15 protein-coding genes are annotated in these 23,190 nt (G+C 63.7%); 12 read left to right on the top strand and 3 right to left on the bottom strand.

Annotation, left to right across the window (positions count from 1 at the left end; all coding sequences use genetic code 11):
- Positions 1-202: 202 nt before the first annotated feature.
- On the top strand, positions 203-7,009 hold the full coding sequence (locus ACP2YO_RS46110; RefSeq protein ID WP_426437758.1) for a nidogen-like domain-containing protein: 6,807 nt from the start codon (positions 203-205) through the stop codon (positions 7,007-7,009).
- Positions 7,010-7,094: 85 nt separating this feature from the next.
- Positions 7,095-9,329: a CHASE2 domain-containing protein gene (locus ACP2YO_RS46105; RefSeq protein WP_426437757.1), complete on the top strand. Its 2,235-nt coding sequence runs from the start codon at positions 7,095-7,097 to the stop codon at positions 9,327-9,329.
- A gap of 112 nt (positions 9,330-9,441) precedes the next feature.
- On the opposite strand, the gene ACP2YO_RS46100 is transcribed toward ACP2YO_RS46105, so the two are convergent.
- Positions 9,442-11,049, bottom strand: a complete 1,608-nt coding sequence (locus ACP2YO_RS46100; RefSeq protein ID WP_426437756.1) for an ABC transporter substrate-binding protein — start codon at positions 11,047-11,049, stop codon at positions 9,442-9,444.
- A gap of 215 nt (positions 11,050-11,264) precedes the next feature.
- On the opposite strand from ACP2YO_RS46100, the gene ACP2YO_RS46095 reads away from it, so the two are divergent.
- The 8 genes from ACP2YO_RS46095 (at position 11,265) to ACP2YO_RS46060 (ending at position 18,999) form a co-directional block, all read left to right on the top strand.
- On the top strand, positions 11,265-12,926 hold the full coding sequence (locus ACP2YO_RS46095) for an ABC transporter substrate-binding protein (protein WP_426437755.1): 1,662 nt from the start codon (positions 11,265-11,267) through the stop codon (positions 12,924-12,926).
- A gap of 207 nt (positions 12,927-13,133) precedes the next feature.
- The gene (locus ACP2YO_RS46090; RefSeq protein WP_426437754.1) at positions 13,134-14,087 is read left to right on the top strand and encodes an ABC transporter permease; all 954 of its coding nucleotides are present in this window, start codon (positions 13,134-13,136) and stop codon (positions 14,085-14,087) included.
- Between the two features lie 12 nt (positions 14,088-14,099).
- Positions 14,100-14,978, top strand: coding sequence for an ABC transporter permease (locus ACP2YO_RS46085; RefSeq protein ID WP_426443482.1), 879 nt, complete (start codon positions 14,100-14,102; stop codon positions 14,976-14,978).
- A gap of 3 nt (positions 14,979-14,981) precedes the next feature.
- Complete coding sequence (locus ACP2YO_RS46080; RefSeq protein ID WP_426437753.1) at positions 14,982-16,055, top strand: ABC transporter ATP-binding protein; 1,074 nt, start codon at positions 14,982-14,984, stop codon at positions 16,053-16,055.
- The gene (locus tag ACP2YO_RS46075) at positions 16,052-16,261 is read left to right on the top strand and encodes a hypothetical protein (protein WP_426437752.1); all 210 of its coding nucleotides are present in this window, start codon (positions 16,052-16,054) and stop codon (positions 16,259-16,261) included. Before ACP2YO_RS46080 ends, ACP2YO_RS46075 begins: the two co-directional genes overlap by 4 nt.
- Positions 16,258-17,670 (top strand): amidase, encoded by a 1,413-nt coding sequence (locus ACP2YO_RS46070; protein WP_426437751.1) that lies wholly within the window; start codon positions 16,258-16,260, stop codon positions 17,668-17,670. Before ACP2YO_RS46075 ends, ACP2YO_RS46070 begins: the two co-directional genes overlap by 4 nt.
- Entirely contained in the window at positions 17,667-18,653 is a 987-nt protein-coding gene (locus ACP2YO_RS46065) for an ABC transporter ATP-binding protein (protein ID WP_426437750.1), read from the top strand. Before ACP2YO_RS46070 ends, ACP2YO_RS46065 begins: the two co-directional genes overlap by 4 nt.
- 88 nt (positions 18,654-18,741) lie before the next feature.
- Entirely contained in the window at positions 18,742-18,999 is a 258-nt protein-coding gene (locus tag ACP2YO_RS46060; RefSeq protein WP_426437749.1) for a GlsB/YeaQ/YmgE family stress response membrane protein, read from the top strand.
- Here the strand turns inward: ACP2YO_RS46060 and ACP2YO_RS46055 are convergent, their stop codons facing one another.
- Positions 19,000-19,176 (bottom strand): hypothetical protein, encoded by a 177-nt coding sequence (locus ACP2YO_RS46055; RefSeq protein ID WP_426437748.1) that lies wholly within the window; start codon positions 19,174-19,176, stop codon positions 19,000-19,002.
- Positions 19,164-19,610, bottom strand: a complete 447-nt coding sequence (locus ACP2YO_RS46050; RefSeq protein WP_426437747.1) for a LysR substrate-binding domain-containing protein — start codon at positions 19,608-19,610, stop codon at positions 19,164-19,166. Before ACP2YO_RS46050 ends, ACP2YO_RS46055 begins: the two co-directional genes overlap by 13 nt.
- A gap of 514 nt (positions 19,611-20,124) precedes the next feature.
- On the opposite strand from ACP2YO_RS46050, the gene ACP2YO_RS46045 reads away from it, so the two are divergent.
- Complete coding sequence (locus tag ACP2YO_RS46045) at positions 20,125-21,870, top strand: type I secretion system permease/ATPase (protein ID WP_426437746.1); 1,746 nt, start codon at positions 20,125-20,127, stop codon at positions 21,868-21,870.
- On the top strand, positions 21,867-23,174 hold the full coding sequence (locus tag ACP2YO_RS46040) for an HlyD family type I secretion periplasmic adaptor subunit (RefSeq protein WP_426437745.1): 1,308 nt from the start codon (positions 21,867-21,869) through the stop codon (positions 23,172-23,174). The genes ACP2YO_RS46045 and ACP2YO_RS46040 overlap by 4 nt, the downstream gene beginning before the upstream one ends.
- Positions 23,175-23,190: the final 16 nt, after the last annotated feature.

The following is a 23,190-nucleotide window of genomic DNA, read 5'->3' as shown; positions in this document are numbered from 1 at the left end:
GAGTTCGACCTTTGTTGAGAAAGGCGCAAACATAATCATGCAATCTGCCAATATTTGTATCGATCTACTGACCGAAATTCTTCGCGAATACGCTGGCTATCGGGTGAGCACACTGTTTGCGTGCTTTCGCGCTGGGAATCGCAATGGTATAGATGGCCTCGTAGGGAATATTTAAGTTTTATTAACGATTTATGGTGGCGCATTGAATTACGCCGGTAAATTCGGATCGAGCGGGCTCGACTCCTTGAGCCACACCCACATCGATCTCGATTCGCTTGCCCATCCAGGCAGCGCGGAAGGCGTCACGATTCCCGACGCCCACCTGCTGTTTTCCGGAGACTACCACAAGTCCGGTGGCGACCTCGTCATCTCCGATGAGACGCACCGTGTTGTGGTGCCGAATTACTTCCACGGCGACAAGCATCCGGCGCTGCGCTCGCCTGACGGCGCACCGATGGACCCCCGGGTCGTTGATGCGCTGACCGGCCATACGGAATACGCGCAAGCCGGCGGCGCTACCCCCGCCAAGCTGATCGGGCACGTCGCCAAGCTGTCAGGCAGCGCCAGCATCGTCCGCAACGGTGTCACGGTCGATCTGCAAAACGGCGATGCGGTCTACCAGACCGACGTGGTGCAGACCGGCAGCAACTCGACCCTCGGCCTCGTGTTGAACGACGGCACGACATTCAACCTCAGCGCCAATGCGCGGCTGATGCTCAATGACCTGACCTACGACCCGACCAGCACGAACAACACGTCGTTGTTCACTTTGGTGCAGGGCGCAGCGACCTTCGTCGCCGGCCAGGTCGCCAAGACCGGTGACATGAAGGTCGGTACACCGATCGCGACGATGGGTATCCGCGGCACCGCGGTGACGCTGGATATCGATTCGAACGACGGCAACGTGTCGATCTCGGTCATCGACCAGCACGACAGCTTGCTCCACTCGGTCCAGGTCTTCGACTCCCAGGGCAATTTGATCGGCATGGTCACAAGCAGCGGCGGCTCGCTGACGCTGACCCCGACCGCGACCTTCAATGTGATCGCGCAGATGAGCGACAAGACGCCGGCGCAGGTCGCAGCCGAGTTCAACGCCTTCCAGGCGGCGCTGAACACCTACGAACTGCAGAAGGCGATCGATCCGAACCTGCCGCAGCATACCGACAACGCCAATCCGCAGACCAGATATGCGAGTGTCGGCAGCAGCTCGCCGGCGGACTCGCCGTACACGGAAAGTCTGAAGCCGTCGTACACCAATGGCGGCAGTCCGAACCAGAACGGCGACCCCACCTCGCAGACGGACCCCCACTTATTCACCATCGGCGGATCCCTGCCAGGGACAACGCCGAGCCAAACCTTTGTGGTGGTGAAGCCGGTCGGGACTGAAGCTCCGCCGCCGTCGATCCCTTTCCCGTCGATCCCCTTCCCGGTGACGCCGTCGCCGGTGGGCGCGATCACCACGGGGGCGATCGACCATACTGGCCCGGTGATGAGCGCCTCGGGCAACGTCGTGTACGACCCCGATGGCGTCATCTATTACTACGACCGCGCGACCGGCACCACGACGCAGGTGACACCTGCCAATGACGGCTTCACCTATTCCGGCCAGACCATAAGCTCGGATGGCCGCTACGTCGTCTATCAGGGCACCGACGGCACCCACACATATATTTTCGTCTGGGGTACCGATCCGTCCGATCCGGCGCATTTTCACAAGCAGATCGAGATCGTGGCCGGTTCTTCACCCGCCGTCAGCGGCGACGGCAGCACGATCCTGGCGCAGCTCGCCGGCGGCGGAATCGGCATCTTCGATCTACAGGGCAATTCCAAAGGCACGATTACGCCGGCCGTGGTCGGCGCCACCGGCACGCTGCTAAAGCCGGCGATCAGTGCCGATGGCCACATCATCGCCTTCTGGAGCGCGGACTCGGCGCCGGGTGGCTCCGGCCATCTCTTTACCTACAATGTGTCGACGGGCCTGATCAGCGAGATCGCGAGCACGTCGACCGGTGCCGGCATCACCGCGGCCTCCATCAGCGCCGACGGCCACTACGTGGTTTATCAATCTGAGGGGGCGTCCGGTCACACCGAGATCAGCATGTATGATCTCACCACCGGCCATGTGGTGTTCACGACCGCGAATGCGCCGGCCGGCGACAGCAGCAATCCCGTCATCAGCCCGGACGGCCATTTCATTATCTTCACCAGCACGGCGGAACTCACGCCGGATGACACCAATACCTATGCCGACACTTACGTTGTCGACGTCACTGATCCCGCGCATCCTGTCTTCAAGCTGGTCAGTGCCGGCAGCAACGCTCCGTCCGAGGGCGGTGTCGCGATCAGCGCGGGCGGTCTCTATTTCGCATTTGCCAGCAACTCGTCCTTCTCGGGCGGCTCGTCAGGGGCCAACAACATCTACTTCGTCGATCCGACGTCGGGCCACGGCGCGATTATCCAGGAAACGGCTAGCTCTCCGGCTCAGCTCACGGCGTCAGGCGAGATCCAGATCACCGGTGGCAGCAGCGGGGTTTCGCTCAGCGTCACCGACGCGTCCGGCAATCCGACCAATCTCCTGACTGCGGCCTTCGACAGCAACGGAAATGTGCAGTGGAGCTTCAGCGAGGCGAAGTCCGATTTTGCCGGGCTCCATTATGGCGACGACCTCGCCAAAGTTTTCAACATCGTGCTGAGCTACAGCGGCGGCACCACGACCGTCCCTGTCACGGTGGCGGTGCAAGACCTTGTGCAGCCCGTCATCGTACCAGCGGAAGTGGCGCCGGTCGCAGACCCGGTGACGCTTGCGGATGCCCATGGAGACGGTTCCTATACGATTACGCCTAACACGCTGCTGAAGGCCGTCAGCGATATCGACAGTCTGTCGCTGTCGATCACCGACGTTTCGATCAAGACGGGCGGCGGCACGCTGGTGCACAACCAGGACGGTAGCTGGACCTACACGCCGGCGTCCGGCTTCCACGGCGAGGTCGTATTCAACTACACGGCCTCCGATGGCACGCTGACCGCGACCTCGACGGCAAGTCTCAGTGTTCAGAACGATCCTGCGACGATCACCGGGCCGGCGGCCGGCAGTGTGTCCGAGGGTGCCTCGGTCACGGCGAACGGAACGCTGACGGTGCACGACATTGACGCCGGGGAAGCCGTGTTCAGGCCGGTCGCGAGCGCGGCACTCACCGGCGCTTACGGCAATTTCACCTTCGATGCGTCGACCGGCGCATGGACTTACACGCTGGATAGCGCACGCGCGGACAGTCTGTCCGGCGGACAGGTGGTCCACGAGCAGTTGACCGTCACCTCCTTCGACGGCACTGCGCAGCGGGTCATCGACGTCACCGTGACCGGCTTCAATGAAGCGCCCGTCATTACCTCAGGAACGGTCGCGACAGGCTCGATCATGCTCGCCGCGGAGGGCGGCGGCCACAATACGATTAGCCCGGGCACTGCGGCGGAACTCGCGACGTCCGGACTGATCAGCAACCTGCCGAATGCTACGGGATTTGGCACGCTGGCGATGCTCCCGAACGACGACGGCTCCAGCAGCGCGATCGACATCACCTCGGTGTTCGGCTCGGGCGGCATCGATTTCTTCGGCCACCATTTCACCTCGCTCTACATCAACAACAATGGCAACATCACTTTCTCCGCGCCGCTGAGCGCGTACACGCCGGAGGCGATCGGCGCAGGCTTCGACAGCCCGATCATTGCGCCGTTCTGGGCGCACGTCGACACGCGCGGACACGGTCAGGTGTTCTACGACCTCGACCAGGCCGACGGCATCATGACCATCACCTGGGACGATGTCGGCTACTATTCGGCAGCCACCGACAAGCTCAATTCTTTCCAGGTCGTGCTGATCAACGAGGGCGGCGGCAATTTCGACATCGAGTACCGCTACGGCCAGATCCAGTGGACCACCGGCGGGACTAATGGTCTCGGCGGGACGCCGGCGCGGATCGGCTATAGTGCAGGCGACGGTTCGCATTACTACGAGCTGCCGCAGTCCGGGAACCAGATTGCGTTGCTGACCCTGCCACAGACCGCCGGCAACACCGGGATCGACGGCGTCGATGTTTTCGATGTCCGCAACGGCGAGGTCGACCCGCCGACGCTGACCACGAACGGGACGATCGATTTCGCCGATCCCAATCTCCTGGATACACACACGGTCCAGAGCGTGACCTACACCGGCAGCGGCGCCGCGCTCGGAACCCTGACGCTTGCCTTGGCGTCGGACACCACCGGCAGCGGAACCGGCGGTGAATTCACCTGGACGTATGATGCCAGTTCCGCGGCCGTCCGCACCGCGCTCGACGGCATCCCCTCGCACAGCAAGATCGAGACCTTCGACGTCGTGATCAGCGATGGCCATGGCGGCACGGTCAGCGAGACGGTGTCGGTAACGCTGACGGAAGCGGTCGAACAGCCGCCGGTGCTCAAGGTGCCGACCAGCACGCAGACGATCGGGATCGACCAATCGGCGGCGATCTCGGGCATCAGCTTGTCGGAGACCGGTGCCACACCGGACGCGATCTTCGTGGTCACGCTCGCCGACACGCACGGCGTGCTATCGGCGACCGCCGTCGGCGACGGAGACACGGTGAGCACCGACGGCACCAACCTGACCATCACTGGCACGCTGAGCGATGTGAACAGCGATCTCGCGACACTGCACGTCACCAATGGCACGCTCGGCGCGGATACCATCACGCTGTCCGCGGTCGATAACCTCGGCAACACCGCTTCTGCGCAAATCGCAACGACGGTCAACGATGTCCCGGCGATCACGGTCGGGACCGACTCCCACACGTTCGTCGCGGGACATCAGGCCGCGATCGGCGGTATCAGCCTGGCAGAGAGCGGCAACACGACGGGCGAGATCTTCACGGTCACCCTCACCGACCAGCATGGCGTGCTGTCGGCGAACGCGGTCGGCGACGGCGATACGGTGAGCGCTGCCGGGACCACGCTCTCGATTACGGGTACGCTAAGCGACGTGAACACCGACCTTGCGACGCTGATCGACACCAGCGCAACGCCTGGTTCTGACCCCATTTATGTGACCGCGATCGACAGCCTGGGCAACACCGCGACCCAGCAGACAGTGGGCGTATCGGTGACACAGGCCGAGGCGACCACATTGACGTTCGACGACCTGCCGGCCGGCGGCATTGTGGTGCCGAACGGATACGGTAGTCTGAACTGGTCCAATTTCGACTATTTGCACGGCCCCAGCATATATCCCTCCGGATATTTCTTCGGGACCGTTTCGGCGCCGAACGTCGCATACAACGGCTATGGAAACCCTGCGTCGGTCAGCGGTGCCGCATTCGACTTCATCGGGGCCGATCTCACGAGTGCCTGGAACAATGGGCTGACGATCACCGTCGACGACTACAACAATGGCACGCTGCTCGATGAGAAAACCGTCGTCGTCAACACGACGTCGCCGACGTGGTTCGAGTTCGACTTCACCGATATTACCAATCTGGTCTTCACGTCGTCCGGCGGAACGAGCGCAGGCTATAATGGTTCCGGTACGCAGTTCGCGCTGGATAATTTTACCTACTCGGAGTTTAGCAGCGGCGGCAACAACAGTAGTGGGCCCGTGGTCGCCGGCGCGGACAACTCCGTCACCTATGCGGGTACGCCGGTCTCGCTGGACCCGTCGGTCGCCGTCACGGACGACACCGGTACGGTCGCGAGCGTCAACGTCTGGATTTCATCCGGCGCCAGGAGCGGCGACGCCCTCTCGATCAATGGCAGCCTCGATGGCGAACTCGTCTATTCGGACGGCACCATCCACTATCATTTCGACAACGTCACCCATCCCGACCAGCCTTCGATTTTCCTATCGGGAATCGCAGGCAGCCCATCCGCTGCCGACTTCGACGCCGCCCTGCAACTGATCAAGTTCGCTCCCGGAGCCGCCGACGGCGAGCGTACGGTGACATGGGCGGCGTATGACAACGTCGTCCACAGCCCCACCGTGACCACGACTGTCGAGGTCGGCCCGATCCTCAACAGTTTTGCGCTGACCGTCGGCGAGGGCGGCACCACGGTGCTGTGCAATAGCGACTTCAACGTCAGCGATCCCGGCTACACGAACCTCACCTATACGGTGGGTGACGTCGCCGGCGGTCAGTTCAATGTCTTCAACGGCGAGACCTGGGTATCGGCACCGACTGGCGGCTTTACCACGGGGCAGATCGAGGCCGGCCATGTCGAGTTCGTCCAGGATGGCACCGCCACCGTGCCGAGCTTCCTCATGCATGTCAGCGACCCGGACAACGCCAGCCCGGACATTGCAGCCAATGTGACGCTGGAAATCCCCGGGGCCACGACGCAGACCGTGACCTTTGGCGGAAGCAGTGGAACGCTGCAGCTTGATGACCCCGCAGGCTTCGCCGGCAAGATCGCCGGCATCGTCGGCACCGGCAATGTGCTCGATCTCAGGGGCTTCGATGCGGCCGACGATCCTGTGGTGGCGTCGACCGGCGCCGGAAGCTTCGACAGCGATACCGACACTACCTCGCTTGTCGTGACCGACCAGACGACGAGCCAATCGGTCACTTTGAAACTGGCCGGTGATTTGTCGGGCTCGAGCTGGACGGTTTCCGACGATCAGCATGACGGCGTCAATATCGTCGATCCGCCAGCGAGTGGCGACAAGGCCGGAGTTGATCCCGAGGCGACCAGCCAGACGATCGTTGCCAATGTCCCGAACCAGACGCTGACCGGCACTGGCGCCAGCAATAATTTCGCGTTCGATTTCACCGGCATCGGCCACGACACGGTGACAAACTTCCATCCCACCACCGACACGCTGCAGTTCGGCAGCGGAATATTTGCAAATGCGCAGGCAGCCTTGACCGCGGCGCACGATGACGGACACGGCAACACGGTTATCACCCTGGATGCCAGCGATGCCATTGTCCTGTCGGGGGTGGCCAAGGCGCAGTTGCACGCCGCCGACTTCCATTTCGCGTAAGCGTCTGCCCGACGAAATGCGGCTCTCGCGGGCCTTGCCGAAACAACAACGTGATCAAGCCGCCGCGCCATGATACCTGAATGACATGACACGGCTGAGGGCGATACGAAGGTGGTTCGCGCGGCGCTTCGGCTATGCGCGACTGGCGTGCGTAGGGCTGCTGATCGGCGTCGCTGCGCTCCGCGTCTGGGATCCGCCTCCGGTTCAGGAAATCCGCATCAGGACGTTCGACAGCTTCCAGGTACTCGAACCCCGCAAAAAGACCGCGCGCCCTGTCACTATCGTCGATATCGACGAGAGGAGCCTCGCTAGTCCTCGGCTCGGCCAATGGCCATGGCCGCGAACGCGGATCGCAGACATCGTCACCAATCTCACCCGGCTCGGCGCTGTCGTGATCGCATTCGACGAGGTATTTTCCGAACCGGACCGCCTCAACCCGGACATCGCGGCCGATACGTTCGGCAATCTCGACGAGGAGATGCGCGTCAGGTTGCGGCAACTGCCGAGCAACGACCGCATCCTTGCGGACGCCATCCGCAACTCGCGCGTTGTGCTCGGCGAATCCGGCGACTTCAATGTTCATGCCGACCTCAACCAGAACCTCCCGGTCACCGGCCTCGCCATGCTCGGCGAGGAGCCGCAGCCGTTCATGGTCGAGTTTCCAGGATTGCTGCGCAATGTCCCCTTGCTCGAGGAGGCGGCCGCGGGCCGCGGCCTGTTCACGATCAAGTCCGAGCGCGACGGCATCGTCAGGCGCGTGCCGATGATCATGGTCGCGCAGGGCGTGACGATGCCGTCGCTGACTTTCGAGATGCTGCGCGTCGTAAGTGGCTCCGGCACGATCCTGATCAAGGCCGACAAGGGCGGTATCCAGAGTATCGGCGTCAAGGGCTTCACTATTCCGACCGACCGCAACGGGCAGCTCTGGATCCACTACGCCCGTCTCGATCCCTCGATCTATGTCTCCGCCATCGACGTGCTGGAGGGGCGCGTCGCGCCGGACAGGATCGCGGGCAAACTGGTGCTGATCGGCACCTCGTCGATCGGAATGAACGACATCAAGACGACACCGGTTACGCCGGCGATGCCCGGGGTCGAGGTTCACGCCCAGGTGCTGGAAAGCGCGCTGACGGGAGACATCGTTTCGCAACCGAGTTACGGCGTCGGCATCGAGTTCTTTGCCGCGCTGATCATGGGGCTGCTGGTCATCGCGTTCGCGCCGAAGTTCGGTCCGGTGACGCTGGTCGCAGTCGGCGGCCTGTTCGCGTCGGTGCTGCTCGGCATCTCCTGGTATTTCTACACGCAGCACCGGCTGCTGATCGATTTCACCTATCCGCTGATGTCGACGACGGCGATCTATCTGACGCTGATCTTCTCCAGCTTCGTGCGCGAGCAGCAGCAGCGCCGGCAGATCCGGTCGCAGTTCGTGCAATACATGTCGCCGGCGCTGGTCGAGCAGCTCGCGCATTCTCCGGAAAAGCTCGTGCTCGGCGGCGAGGAGCGCGAGATGACCATCATGTTCTCGGACATGCGCGGCTTCACCTCGATCTCCGAGACCTACAAGAGCGATCCGCAGGGCCTCACTGCGCTGATGAACCGCTTCCTGTCGCCGCTCTCCAACGCAATCCTCACCCGCAAGGGCACCATCGACAAATATATGGGCGATGCCATCATGGCGTTCTGGAATGCGCCGCTCGACGACAGGGCTCACCAGCTCAACGCCTGCGAAGCTGCGCTCGACATGCTGGAGCGTGTTGATGAGCTGAACCAGGAGCGCGCAGCGGAAGCAGAGGAAGGCGGTCACGTCTATGTGCCGCTCAACATCGGCGTCGGCCTCAACACCGGTACCTGCGTGGTCGGCAATATGGGGTCCGACGTGCGTTTCGACTATTCGGTGTTCGGCGACAGCGTCAATCTGGCGTCGCGTCTGGAGGGACAGTCCAAGGAGTACGGCTTCCCGATCATCGTGGGCTCGAAGACCGCGCTCGCGGTGAAGGAGAAGTTCGCGATCCTCGAACTCGACTTCATCCTGGTGAAGGGCAAGAAGGAGCCCGAGGTGATCTATGCGATTGCCGGCCGCGAGGACGTCGCAAATTCCGGCCGCTTCCAGCGGCTGCGCAACCTCACGATCGAGATGCTTGCCTGCTACCGCAGCCGCGACTGGGACGGCGCGCTCGCCGCCATCGAGCGCGGCCGCAAGAGCGACGAGGCGTATTCGTTGCAGTATCTCTACAGCCTCTACGAGGCGCGCATCCGGGCCTTCCAGAAAGAGCCGCCGCCCGACGACTGGAACGGTGCGTTTGCGCTGATGACGAAGTGATGCGCTTGGATGTCATGCGCGGGCTTGACCCGCGCATCCATCGCGAAAGTGCATTGTTCAAATGGATGGATTGCCGGGTCAAGCCCGGCAATGACGGGTGGGTTTACTTGCGTCACTCCACTCCGATCTGCGTCAGATCCTGGAACCAGTGCTGCGCCTGCACGAAGGTCTTGATTTTCGGCGACAGCGCGTGCGGATTGGTATCGTGCACCACCCAGACCAGCGCGGCATCGTCGACGATCAGTGCATGCGCCTGTGCGATCAAATCATCCTGCTTGGCGACATCGAATGTTTGCTTGGCCTCGTTGATCAGTGCGTCGACTTTCGGATTCTTGTAGCCGCCCCAGTTGACGCCGACCGGCGCAACCTGGTCGGATGCAAAGAACCGCACGATGGCGTAGAGCGGATCCGACGTCACATAGGCGATATTGTTGGCAGTGATACCGGCGTTCATCTCATCGGCCGCGCCCTTGCGCCAGTGCGTATATAGCGTCTCGAGCTCGACCACCTTGAAGTCGATGTCGATGCCGATCTCCTTGAAGCTCTGCTGCAGGAATTCATTCATGGGCAACGACAGCATCTGCCCGGTGCCGCCCTGCGCGATGATGAAGGTCGTCTTCAGCGGCTTGTCCTTCGAATAACCCGCTTCCTCCACCAGCTTCTTGGCGGCTGCTAGGTCGTATTTCAGCTCGAAGGTTGGCTTGCCGAACCAGGGGCTCGACGGGTCGATCTGGCCCTCGGCAGGCTTGGCGAGCCCGTTCATCAACCCGACTACGGCATCGCGATCGATTGCGAGATTGAGTGCCTTGCGCAGGCGAATGTCGGTCCAGGGCGAGCCGGGCAGCACGCTCAGATGATAATTCCAGACATGCGGCGTGATGTTATCAACGATCCTCATGCCGGCGGCCTTGAGCTGCGGCACGGCGTCGGGCGCCGGCGTCTCGATCAGATCGACCTGGCCCGCGAGCAGCGCGTTGGTGCGCGTCAGCGCTTCCGGCATCGGGATCAGGATCATCTTGTCTACTTTCGGAATCCGCTTCTTGTCCCAATAGTCCGGATTCTTCGAAAGCTCCGCGAGTTCGCGCGGCACCAGTTTTGTCAATTTGAACGGGCCGGTACCGGAAGGCTGGCTGGCGAACTTGTCCCAGTCGCGGCCGAGCTTCTCATATTGCGCGGGGCTCGAGACCAGGAACCAGAGCATCTGATAGGGGAAGAAGGAGTCGACCGTCTTGGTCGTGATCTCAATCGTGGAGGCATCTATCTTGGCGTAACTCGCGACCGAGGGCAGCCGGGTCTTGACCTGCGCGCTCTGCCGCTTGTCGAATTGCGGCGCCTTGTCGTTCAGCACCTTGTCGAGATTCCAGATCACGGCGTCGGCGTTGAAGTCGCTGCCGTCGTGGAATTTCACGCCCTTGCGCAAGGTGAACCGCCACTTGGTCTTGTCCTTGTCGTCGACCTTCCATTCGGTGGCGAGGCCCGGCACCAGTCTGCCCGGACGGTCGGAAACGTCCATCTCCCAGGCGACCAGGGGATCGTAGATCGTATAGGCCGTGAATTGATAAGCCCCGGCGCCGCGGTCGGGCTGGCCCGTCGTGAGCGGGATGTCGGCCATCGAAATGCCGTAGCGCACAACGGACTCGGCTTGCGCCGGCACGGCAGGCCAGCCCGCAGCTATGGCGAACGCCATTGCCGCCATCAGGATCGAGTTACGCGCACGCATATGGAGGCTCCGCTGATTGTAGATTGGAGCCGAAACCTGCAAGCATGATGCCAGAATAGGCAGAGTGGCGTCGATATGCCGTGATGTGAGAAGAAATGACGCGGCTTGGGGTTATCTGCTGAGGAACTGTTCCCCTTGGCACAGGCATTGCATACGCTTGCCCAAGAAATAATCACCCAGAACAAGTCACCTGACGTCGAGAAGAGGTTGCTCAGATGCGTAACAAGAAGAAGACCAAAGCGCCAGCGGCGGCCGTCATGCTGGCGTTTTCGCTAGTGGCAGGCCTGCCGGCGACCGCCAGCGCTGAGACTGTGCTGCGCATCGGCATGACGGCTGCTGATATTCCGCGCACCCTCGGTCAGCCCGACCAGGGTTTTGAAGGCAATCGCTTCACCGGCCTCACCATGTACGACGCGCTGACGATGTGGGACCTGTCGTCATCCGATAAGGCCAGTGTCATCATCCCCGGCCTTGCCACCGAGTGGAAGGTCGACGATGCCGACAAGACGAAATGGACCTTCAAGCTGCGTCCCGGCGTCACCTTTCACGACGGCTCGGCCTTCAACGCCGATGCCGTGGTCTGGAACGTCGACAAAGTCCTGAAGCAGGACGCGCCGCAATTCGACCCGAGCCAGGTCGGCGTCACCGCCTCGCGCATGCCGACGCTGGTGTCGGCCCGCAAGATCGACGACATGACGGTTGAGTTCACCACCAAGGAGCCGGACAGCTTCCTGCCGATCAATCTCTCCAATCTGTTCATGGCGAGCCCGACCAAGTGGCAGCAATTCTACGACAAGGCTGCAGGCGCAGATGCCAAGGCGAAGTCGCAGGCGGCATGGACCGCGTTCGCCAAGGATGCTTCGGGCACCGGCCCTTGGAAGATGTCGGGCTTCACGCCGCGCGAGCGGCTCGAACTGGTGAAGAACGACAATTACTGGGACAAGGCGCGGGTGCCGAAGGTCGACAAGATGGTGCTGTTTCCGATGCCGGAAGCCAACGCCCGCACCGCGGCGCTGCTGTCGGGGCAGGTCAACTGGATCGAGGCGCCGGCGCCGGATGCGCTGCCCGAGATCAAGCAGCGCGGCTTTGTGCTGTACAGCAATGAGGAGCCGCATGTCTGGCCGTGGCAGTTCTCGCGCGTCGAAGGCTCGCCGTGGAACGACATCCGCGTCCGCAAGGCCGCCAATCTCTGCATCGATCGCGAAGGGCTGCGTGACGGCCTGCTCGCAGGCCTGATGGTGCCGGCCACCGGCACCTTCGAGCCCGGCCATCCCTGGCGCGGTAATCCGACCTTCCAGATCAAGTATGACAAGCCGGCCGCACAGAAGCTGATGCAGGAGGCGGGCTACGGTCCGAACAAGAAGCTGACGGTCAAGATCCAGACCTCTGCGTCAGGTTCGGGCCAGATGCTGCCGCTGCCGATGAACGAATATCTGCAGCAGGCGCTGGCCGAGTGCTATTTCGACGTGCACCTCGACGTCATCGAGTGGAATACGCTGTTCACCAATTGGCGGCGCGGTGCGAAGGATCCGTCGGCCAACGGTTCGAACGCGGTCAACGTCACCTATGCGGCGATGGATCCGTTCTTCGCGCTGGTGCGCTTCCTGCAGTCGGGCATGGCGCCGCCGGTCTCGAACAATTGGGGCTTTATCAACAACCCGAAGTTCGACGAACTGGTGAAGAAGGCCCGTCAGACCTTCGAGCCCGCGGCACGCGACGCGGCGCTCGCCGAGCTGCATGCGGCCTCGGTCGATGACGCCGACTTCCTGTACGTCGCGCATGACGTCGGTCCGCGCGCGATGAGCCCGAAGATCAAGGGCTTCGTGCAGCCGAAGAGCTGGTTCGTCGACTTCTCGCCGGTCACGATCGTGCCGTGAGGTGCTAGCCGCGTAATCGTTGCACCCTCTCCCCTGGTGGGCGAGGGTGGCTTCGCGCAAGCGAAGCCGGGTGAGGGGTCTGTCTCCGCGGATGGGACCTCTCGTTTCTGAAAATTCAATCTCCGCGGACAGAACCCCTCATCCGGCGCGCACGTCGTGCGCGCCACCTTCTCCCACAAGGGGGAGAAGGGAAGAAGCGAGTAACTCGTGTTCGCCTATATCGCCAGACGAATCGTCTACGTCATTCCGATCGTGCTCAGCGTGGCGCTGGTGTGCTTCCTGCTGGTGCACATCACGCCCGGCGATCCGCTGGTCGCGGTGCTGCCGGCGGATGCCTCGCAGGAGCTCGCCGGGCAGTTGCGCTCGGCGTACGGATTCGACCGCCCGCTGCCGGTGCAGTTCGGGCTGTGGCTATGGCGCGCGATCCATGGCGATCTCGGCAATTCGATCGCAACCGGCCGTCCGGTGCTGTCGGAGGTGATGCGCGCCGTCGGCAACACCGTGACGCTGGCGATCGCAGCCGCGATCATCGGCTTCACGCTCGGCCTGTTGTTCGGCCTGATCGCGGGCTATTTCCGCAACACCTGGGTCGACAAAGTCGCGACCTCCATCGCCATCGCCGGTGTCTCGTTGCCGCATTACTGGCTCGGCATGGTGCTGGTCATCATCTTCTCGGTGCAGCTGAACTGGCTGCCTGCGGTCGGGGCCGGGCCTGGCGGTTCCAGCGCCTGGGCATGGGACTGGGAGCATCTGCGTTATCTCGTGCTGCCGGCGATCACGACGTCGGTGATCCCGATGGGCATCATCACCCGCACCGTGCGGGCGCTGACCGGCGATATCCTGAGCCAGGATTTCGTCGAGGCCCTGCGCGCCAAGGGCCTGCGCGAGACCGGGGTGTTCCGTCACGTCATCAAGAACGCCGCGCCGACCGCGCTGGCGGTGATGGGACTGCAACTTGGCTACATGCTCGGCGGCTCGATCCTGATCGAGACCGTGTTCTCCTGGCCCGGCTCGGGCCTGTTGCTCAATTCGGCGATCTTCCAGCGCGACCTGCCGCTATTGCAGGGCACGATCCTGGTGCTGGCGCTGTTCTTCGTCCTGCTTAATCTTCTGGTCGACATCGCGCAAGCCGCGATCGATCCGCGCATCAAGCGGAGCTAGGTAATGAGTACGATGACAGATGCCGCATTGCAGGCCGCGCCCGTGACGAAGGCACGCGGCTACTGGGCAACCGTCGGGCGCCGCATCGCGCGCGACAAGGTCAGCATGGCCTGCGCCATCATCCTGGTGCTGATCTTTGCGTCAGCGCTGCTTGCGCCGTGGCTTGGCCTCGCTGATCCCTATCAGGGGTCGATGATCCGCCGGCTCCGCCACATCGGCACACCCGGCTATCCGCTCGGCACCGACGAGCTCGGCCGCGACATGCTGGCACGGTTGATCTACGGCGGGCGGCTGTCGCTGGTCATCGGCATCCTGCCGGTGATCCTCGCCTTCACGATCGGCACCTCGCTCGGCCTTGTCGCCGGCTATGTCGGCGGAAAGCTCAACACCGCGATCATGCGTACGGTCGACGTGTTCTATGCCTTCCCCTCGGTGCTGCTGGCGATCGCGATCTCGGGCGCGTTGGGGGCCGGCATCGTCAACTCGATCGTGTCGCTGACCGTCGTGTTCGTGCCGCAGATCACCCGCGTGGCCGAGAGCGTCACGACGGGCGTGCGCAACATGGATTTCGTCGAGGCGGCGCGCGCCTCCGGCGCCCGTCCCTTCACCATCATGCGCGTGCACATGCTCGGGAATGTGCTCGGGCCGATCTTCGTCTACGCCACCGGCCTGATTTCGGTGTCGATGATCCTCGCTGCCGGTCTCTCCTTCCTCGGTCTGGGGACCAAACCGCCGGAGCCGGAATGGGGCCTGATGCTCAATACGCTGCGCACCGCGATCTATGTCAATCCGTGGGTCGCAGCGCTCCCGGGTGCAATGATCTTCGCGGTCTCGATTTGCTTCAACCTGCTGAGCGACGGCATGCGCAGCGCCATGGACATCAGGAACTGAGCGATGACCGGGGTCGATATCTCAGCGGATATGCTGGAGCCGATCGAAGACGTCGGCGGCGTTGCGCAGCCGTTGCTGCAGGTCACGGGTCTCACGAAGCATTTTCCGGTGCGCGGCGGGCTGTTCAGCCCGCGCAAGACGGTGCGCGCGGTCGACGACGTTTCGTTCGCGGTGATGAAGGGTGAAACCGTCGGCATCGTCGGCGAGTCCGGCTGCGGGAAGTCGACCACCGCGCGGCTGTTGATGCATCTGATGGCGCGCGATGCCGGCGACATCGTCTATGATGGCATGCAGGTCGGCCAGTCGCTCTCCTTGCGCGAATTGCGCCGTGGCATGCAGATGGTGTTCCAGGACAGCTACGCCTCGCTCAACCCGCGCCTCACAATCGAGGAGTCGATCGCATTCGGGCCCAAGGTTCACGGCATGGTCGATCGCGCGGCGCGCACGCTGGCGCGAGAGCTGCTCGGCAAGGTCGGCTTGCGGCCCGAAACCTTTGCCAACCGCTATCCGCACGAGATTTCCGGCGGCCAGCGCCAGCGCGTCAATATTGCCCGCGCGCTAGCGCTGTCGCCGCGGTTGGTGATCCTCGATGAAGCAGTGTCCGCGCTCGACAAGTCGGTCGAGGCGCAGGTGCTCAACCTGCTCGCCGATCTGAAGCGCGAGTTCGGGCTGACCTATCTCTTTATCAGCCACGATCTCAACGTGGTCCGCTACATCTCCGATCGGGTGCTGGTTATGTATCTCGGCGAAGTCGTCGAGCTCGGTCCGGTCGACGCCGTGTGGGATGCGCCCGCGCATCCCTATACGCGCGCATTGCTGGCGGCGATGCCATCGTCCGATCCTGACAGGCGTACCCAGGTGCCGCCGATCTCGGGCGATCCGCCCAATCCGATCGATCCTCCGTCGGGCTGCCGGTTTCACACCCGTTGCCCGTTTGCGGAGCCGCTCTGCGCAAACGACACGCCAAAACTCAGCGACATCGATACAATGGGCCATCAGGCAGCGTGCTACATGGCCATTCCGGGCTCGGGGCACAGCCAGGCGCCGGCAAAAGCAAGAGGAGACAACGCGGCATGACCAGACCCACTCCCAAGGACGTCAAGGTGGTGGCGCACGTCGCCGATGTGCCTGCCGATGACGAGGTTGCGACCCGCATCGCCAATTCGATCGGGCCCGCGTTCGATGGCTTCGCGCCAATCAGCGGCACGCTGCCGTTCGATCTTGAACCCGCGAGCTTCCTGCTGGCGCAGATCGCGCAGAAGATCGAGAAGGTGTCGAAATGAGCACTGAGCCTGCCCTGATGACCCTCACCGCAGTCGCCAAGGCGATTGCAGAGAAGAAATTGTCGTCGCACGAGGTGACGCGCGCGGTGTTGCACCGAATCGCGCAATGGCAGCCGCGCCTCAACGCCTATATGGCGATCGAATCCGAACAGGTGCTCGCCGCAGCGGATGCAGCCGATGAGGATCTCGCCAAGGGCAACAGCCGCGGCGTGCTGCACGGAGTACCGATGGCGCACAAGGACATGTACTACGAGGCGGGCAAGGTCGTGACCTGCGGTTCGCTGATCCGTCGCGACTTCGTGCCGAAGACGACCGCGACCGCGCTGCAGCGGCTCAAGGACGCCGGTTCGATCCGGCTCGGATCGCTGCAGATGGTCGAATTCGCCTATGGCCCGACCGGTCACAATGTGCATTACGGCGCGGTGCATAATCCCTGGAATGTCGATCACATCACCGGCGGCTCGTCGTCGGGCTCGGGCTCGGCGGTGGCCGCGCGCCTGACCTTTGCGGCGCTCGGCTCCGATACCGGCGGCTCGATCCGGATGCCCGCGCATTTCTGCGGCGTCACCGGCCTCAAGACGACGGTCGGGCGCGTCAGCCGTGCCGGCGCAATGCCGCTGTCGCAATCGCTCGACACGGTCGGTCCGCTGGCGCAGACCGCCGAGGATTGCGCGCTGCTGCTCGGCCTGCTGGCCGGTGCGGATACGGAAGATCTCACGGCCTCGGCGCAACCGGTGCCGGACTATATGGCCGCGACAAAGCAATCGCTGAAGGGTCTCAAGATCGGCGTGCCCACAGCATTCTATGTCGACGATCTCGATCCCGAGGTGGCGCGCGTCCTCGACGAGACGGTCGCAACCCTGAAGAAGGAAGGCGCCGAAATCGTCAAAGTCGAACTGCCGGATCAGCGGCAGCTCAGCTCAGCCTCGCAGCTGGTGCTTGCGGCCGAGTCGGCCGCCTTTCACAAGCGCTGGATGATCGAGCGGCCGCAGGATTACGGCGCGCAGGTGCTGATGCGGCTGCAGAATGGCCTCACGATTCCGGCCGTCACGTATCTCGAGGCGATGCGCTGGCGCGGGCCTGCGCTCGCTGCCCACAATGCCGCCGTCAGCGGCGTCGATGCGGTCATCGCACCCGTAGGGCCGATTCCGGCACCGACCATCGCCGAAAGCGACGTCGGCAACGGTCAAGGTGCGGAAGCGGTGATCCAGCGCCTGACGCGGTTCACCCGTCCGGTCAACTATCTCGGTCTGCCGTCGCTCTCGATCCCGTCGGGCTTTACCAAGGCGGGGTTGCCGGTCGGCATGCAGCTGATCGGCCGCTCCTTCGAGGAGGCCGTGCTGCTGCGGATCGGCGCTGCCTTCCAGCGCGCGACCGACTTCCACGCGCAGGTGCCGACACTCGCATGACCAACCTCGTCGAGATCAACAACCTCAACATCCGCTTCACCGGCGATCGCACGGTCCATGCCGTGAACGATCTCAGCCTGTCGCTCGGCGAAGGCGAGGTGTTGGGGCTGCTCGGCGAATCCGGCTCCGGCAAGAGCGTGACGCTGCGGGCGCTGATGCGGCTGTTGCCGAAGAAGCGGACGCAGATCTCCGGCAGCGTCACAGTGCTGGGACGGGACGTGCTGGCGATGGATGACGAGGCGCTGTCCGCCTTCCGCGGCCAGACCGTCTCGATGATCTTCCAGGAGCCGGCGCTCGCGCTCGATCCCGTCTACACGATCGGCCGCCAGATCGCGGAATCCGTGATGCGCCACGAGGGCAAGAGCGAGCGCGAAGCCGTGGCGCGCGCGCTCGAGATGCTCGAAGTCGTACGGATTCCCTCCGCCAAGCAACGACTGGAGTCCTATCCGCACGAAATGTCGGGTGGCATGCGGCAGCGCGCGATGATCGCGCTGGCGCTCGCCTGCAAGCCGAAGATACTGCTCGCGGACGAACCGACCACGGCTCTCGACGCCACGGTGCAGATCCAGATCCTGCTGCTGCTGCGCGAGTTGCAGCGCGAATTCGGCATGTCCGTGATCTTCGTGACCCACGACATCGGCGTTGCCATCGAGATCTGCGACCGCGTCGCGGTGATGTATGCCGGCCAGATCGTGGAGCAGGGTACCTTGCGCGACATCGTGCGCACGCCTACGCATCCCTACGCGAAGGGGCTGCTGGCCTCCACCATTCATGGTGCCAAACGCGGCCAGCGGCTGGAAACCATTCCGGGCACGCCGCCCTCGCTCGATCACGCGCCGGCCAGTTGCTCCTTCGCACCGCGCTGTGGCTTTACTCAGCCGCGCTGCAGCGAGAGCTTGCCGCCCAACGTGCAGGTCGATCCTGGCCACGTTGCGCGCTGCATCATGGCTGTGCCCGCAGTCGCTGCGACTTCCGCGGCCTGAGATTTTTGTCGTCACCCTCCCGAATTACCGTTAGGTTCCAACACAGCGCTCGTCCAATCGCGGCGCTCGGGAATTCGGGGGGACGTCCATGTATCTGTCGGGTGAAGGCATCATCGTCATTCTGTTTGTCGGCCTCGTGGCCGGCTGGCTGGCCAGCAAGGTCGTGCGTGGTGCCGGTCTCGGCATCGTCGGCGACATCGTCGTCGGTATTGCCGGCGCGTTCATTTCCACGCTGATCTTCCCGCGGCTCGGCTTCCATCTCGGCAGCGGCCTGGTGTCCGAGATCATCTATTCCGCGATCGGCGCGATCATTCTGCTGCTCATCGTCCGGCTGGTCCGGCGATAATCAGCCAGCGCGGGCGACTGCGTTTGCGATCCAGCGCCGCATCGCGGCTATCCGCCGGTCCTGCGCCTGTTCGGTGCGGGATATCAGGTAGATCGTCTCGGCATGCGCGGCCTCGATCGCAAACGGTGCGACCAACCTCCTGCCAAAGCCCCGCCGGGCCTTGATCAGCGGAACCATGCCAAGCGCGACGCCGAGCCCGTGCTCGGCCGCCTCGAGCATCGCCGGCACGCTGTCGAGCCAAAGATATCCGGCGGAGCCATATGCTGCAGTCCGGCGTCCTTCAGCCAGACCGGCCACATCAGCGGTTGCGTCGTGACGTGGATCAGCACCTCGCGCGACAGATCCGCAGGGGCCCGTAGCCCCGCCTTGACCCGCGCCGGTGCACAGACCGGCAGCCCCCTGACCCGGACCAGCGGCTCGACCTTCAACCCGGCCGAATGCTCGCGCCCGTGGCGGATCGCGATGTCGACGCGAGAGGCGTTGAAGTCGGCATATTGATGGGTGGCTTCGATCCGCAGCGTCAGTTGCGGAAGGCGCCGTTTGAACTCTGGCAGCGCCGGCAGCAGCACGGTGCTGGTGAAGAACGGCAGCCATGGCCGCAGCTGGTTCATGGATGCGATGGAGGCCCGTGCCGGCGGCGATGCCGCCTGGTTCCGGATGCATCACAGCGTGATGACGGGCGCCGGTCCCCTGGCGGGGGTGCTGGGCCCCGCCGACTGGAACCCATGGCATCGGACGTCTCGTCCAGAATGTTGTGGCGGACCCCAATCCGAACCTGACGGTCCAGCTGCTCAGGCCGCCGCGCGGCGCGTGGGTTGGCGTCCGGGCCGAGACAGGCTGGCGTCCGGAGGCCGGTCTTGGCGTCGGCAGCGGCGTGTTGCTTGATGTCTACGGCGAGATCGGGCGGGTCTCAATGTCAGTCATTCTCGTGCCCTTTTTGAGACGAGTGCCCGCTTAACGGCCCGGTTCGGCGGCAAACCAGCCACGATTCCTTCAACTCTCTGTGGCATCACGGCAATACAGTGGCGAACCACATCCGGGCTTAACGCGACTTAAATAGACGATGGTCACAAACGTCGGTAGAAACGTGACCATCACGTAGCCCTTTTGCAGAGACTAGGTTTTATGGCAGTCCTTCCCGCTGTCCGGCGTTCCGAACTGGGTGAGGCGCTGCACGCATGCCGCAGTGCCTTTATCGGCGTCGGTCTCATGAGTTGCATGATCAACCTGTTGTACCTGACGGGTTCAATGTTCATGCTCGAGGTGTACGACCGGGTGCTGCCGAGCCGTAGTGTCCCGACCCTGATTGGCCTCGCCATCATCGCCGGCGGCCTCTACATGGCCCAGGGCGTACTCGATCTGCTGCGCGGACGGATCCTCGGCCGCGTTGGAACTTCGCTTGACGAAGCGTTGAACGCGCGGGTGTTCGACACCGTCGTGCGCCTGCCGCTGATAGTCGGCAATCGCAGCGAGGGCCTGCAACCGCTGCGTGACCTCGACAATGTGCGCTCGTTCCTCGGCAGTATGGGGCCCGGTGCGTTCTTCGACCTGCCCTGGCTGCCGTTCTACATGGCGATCTGCTTTGCGTTCCACTGGCTGCTTGGTCTCACCGCGCTGATCGGTGCCGTCATTCTGGTGACGCTGACGCTGATCACCGAATACATGTCGCGCACACCGGCCAAGGAAGCGATGACGCTCGCGGCGCGGCGCAACGATCTCGCCGCCACCAGCCGCCGCAATGCCGAGGTGCTCGTCGCGATGGGCATGGCCGGGCGGATGAACAAGCGCTGGAACGGGGCCAATGAGGATTATCTGGCCGGCAATCAGCGTGCCAGTGACGTTTCCGGCGGCCTCGGCGCGATCGCCAAGGTGCTGCGCATGATGTTGCAGTCCTCGGTGCTCGCGGTCGGTGCGTATCTGGTGATCCACCAGGAGGCCACCGGCGGCATCATCATCGCCGGTTCGATCCTGAGCGCGCGGGCGTTGGCGCCGGTCGATCTCGCGATCGCGCACTGGAAGGGCTTTGTCGCCGCGCGCCAGAGCTGGCAGCGCCTCAGCCGTCTGCTGCAGCAGGTTCCCGCACCTGCGGCGCAGACCCAGCTGCAGGCGCCGACGAAGAAACTATCGGTCGAAGGCGTGACCATGGTCGCGCCGGGCGACCAGCGTATCATCGTGCAGGACATCACCTTTGCGGTCGAAGCCGGCACCGGCGTCGGCGTGATCGGCCCGAGCGGTTCCGGCAAGTCTTCGCTGATCCGCGCGCTGGTCGGCGTCTGGACGCCCGCGCGTGGCAAGGTGCGGCTCGACGGCGCCGCGCTCGACCAATGGTCGTCGGACGTGCTCGGCCGCCATGTCGGCTACCTGCCGCAGGACGTCGAGCTGTTCGGCGGCACGGTCGCGCAGAACATCTCCCGGTTCGATCCCGAGGCCAAGTCCGACGGTATCATCGCCGCGGCCAAGGAAGCCGGCGTGCACGAGATGATCATCAAGATGCGCGAGGGCTACGACACCCAGGTCGGCGAGCAGGGCACCGCGCTTTCCGCCGGCCAGGCGCAGCGCGTCGCGTTGGCGCGCGCGCTCTACGGCAATCCGTTCCTGATCGTGCTGGACGAGCCGAACTCCAATCTCGACAGCGAAGGCGACGAGGCGCTGACCCGCGCGGTGCGCGCCGCCCGCGAGCGCGGCGCCGTTGTCATCGTGGTCGCGCACCGGCCGATCGGCATCGAGGGCGTCGATCAGCTGCTGGTGCTGAAGGACGGCCGCATGCAGACCTTTGGCCCGAAGGAGGTCGTGCTTGGGCAGGTGCTGCAGCGCGTCGCGCCGCCCACACCGATCAAGATCGTCGCCGATGCGGGAGTGGCCAAGTCGTGACCGATCGGCCGCGCAACGCACATTACTCGATCAGGAAGCATCTGATCGTCGGCCTGGCCGTGGTCCTGGTTCTCGGCGGCGGGGTCGGCGGCTGGGCCTCGACGGTACCGATCTCAGGCGCGCTGATCGCGCCGGGCTCGGTGGTGGTCGATTCCAACGTCAAGAAGGTGCAGCATCCGACCGGAGGCGTCGTCGGCGAGGTGCGGGTGCATGATGGCGATCTGGTCAAGGCCGGCGACATCGTCGTGCGCCTCGACGAGACGGTCGTGAAGGCGAGCTTGGCGATCGTGGTCAAGACCCTGAACGGTCTCTACGCGCGCGCCGCCCGGCTGGAGGCCGAGCAGCAGGGCCTCGACAAGATCGTCTTTTCGCCGCAACTGACCGATCAGGCCAGCGATCCCGACGTTCGCGACATCATGGCAAGCGAAACCAAGCTGTTCGAGGTTCGCGTCAACGGCCGCGTTGGCCAGAAGGCGCAGCTCCGCGAGCGTGTCACGCAGCTCAACGAGGAAATCGCCGGCCTGGTGGCGCAGGAAACATCCAAGGACAAGGAAATCGAGCTTGTGCAGCAGGAGCTGGTCGGTGTCCGTCAGCTCTACGACCAGCATCTGGTGCAGCTCACCCGCCTGACCACGCTGGAGCGCGACTCGGCGCGGCTTGCCGGCGAGCGCGCGCAATATATCGCTCAGCGCGCCCAAGCCAAGGGCAAGATCACCGAGACCGAGCTCCAGATCATCCAGGTCGACAAGGATATGCTGGCGGAGGTCTCCAAGGATCTGCGTGAGACCAACGACAAGATCGGCGAATTCGTCGAGCGCAAGGTCACCGCCGAAGACCAGCTCCGCCGCGTCGATATCCGCGCACCGCAGGACGGCATGGTGCTGCAATCGACGGTGCACACCGTCGGCGGCGTCATCACCGCCGGCGACGCCATCATGATGATCGTGCCGCAGGGCGACGCGCTTTCGGTCGAAGCCAAGGTCAATCCGCAGGATATCGACAAGCTGCAGATCGGCCAGAAGACGCTGCTGCGGCTTTCCGCCTTCAACCAGCGCACTACGCCGGAATTGAATGGGGTCGTCACCCGCGTTTCCGCCGACACCACCACCGATCAGCGCACCGGGCAGGCCTCTTACACCATCCGCGTCTCGATGCCGCCCGCGGAGATCAAGCGCCTCGGCGACGTCAAGGTGATTCCAGGCATGCCGGTGGAAGCCTTCGTCCAGACCGGCGACCGCACCTTGCTGTCCTACCTGATGAAGCCGCTCAGCGACCAGTTCATGCGCTCATTTCGCGAGAAGTGAGACGCGCGCTGATTCT

Source organism: Bradyrhizobium genosp. P (genome assembly GCF_049949265.1).
Lineage (GTDB): Bacteria > Pseudomonadota > Alphaproteobacteria > Rhizobiales > Xanthobacteraceae > Bradyrhizobium.
This window is presented reverse-complemented; position numbering and strand designations above follow the sequence as displayed.

Bases quoted from the DNA above. Each gene is read 5' to 3' on its own strand.
- ACP2YO_RS46075 (WP_426437752.1), top strand. From the start codon at position 16,052: ATGACCAGACCCACTCCCAAGGACGTCAAGGTGGTGGCGCACGTCGCC.
- ACP2YO_RS46060 (WP_426437749.1), top strand. From the start codon at position 18,742: ATGTATCTGTCGGGTGAAGGCATCATCGTCATTCTGTTTGTCGGCCTC.
- ACP2YO_RS46070 (WP_426437751.1), top strand. From the start codon at position 16,258: ATGAGCACTGAGCCTGCCCTGATGACCCTCACCGCAGTCGCCAAGGCG.
- ACP2YO_RS46050 (WP_426437747.1), bottom strand. From the start codon at position 19,610: ATGAACCAGCTGCGGCCATGGCTGCCGTTCTTCACCAGCACCGTGCTG.
- ACP2YO_RS46080 (WP_426437753.1), top strand. From the start codon at position 14,982: ATGACCGGGGTCGATATCTCAGCGGATATGCTGGAGCCGATCGAAGAC.
- ACP2YO_RS46065 (WP_426437750.1), top strand. From the start codon at position 17,667: ATGACCAACCTCGTCGAGATCAACAACCTCAACATCCGCTTCACCGGC.
- ACP2YO_RS46055 (WP_426437748.1), bottom strand. From the start codon at position 19,176: ATGGTTCCGCTGATCAAGGCCCGGCGGGGCTTTGGCAGGAGGTTGGTC.
- ACP2YO_RS46095 (WP_426437755.1), top strand. From the start codon at position 11,265: ATGCGTAACAAGAAGAAGACCAAAGCGCCAGCGGCGGCCGTCATGCTG.
- ACP2YO_RS46085 (WP_426443482.1), top strand. From the start codon at position 14,100: ATGACAGATGCCGCATTGCAGGCCGCGCCCGTGACGAAGGCACGCGGC.
- ACP2YO_RS46045 (WP_426437746.1), top strand. From the start codon at position 20,125: ATGGCAGTCCTTCCCGCTGTCCGGCGTTCCGAACTGGGTGAGGCGCTG.
- ACP2YO_RS46105 (WP_426437757.1), top strand. From the start codon at position 7,095: ATGACACGGCTGAGGGCGATACGAAGGTGGTTCGCGCGGCGCTTCGGC.
- ACP2YO_RS46100 (WP_426437756.1), bottom strand. From the start codon at position 11,049: ATGCGTGCGCGTAACTCGATCCTGATGGCGGCAATGGCGTTCGCCATA.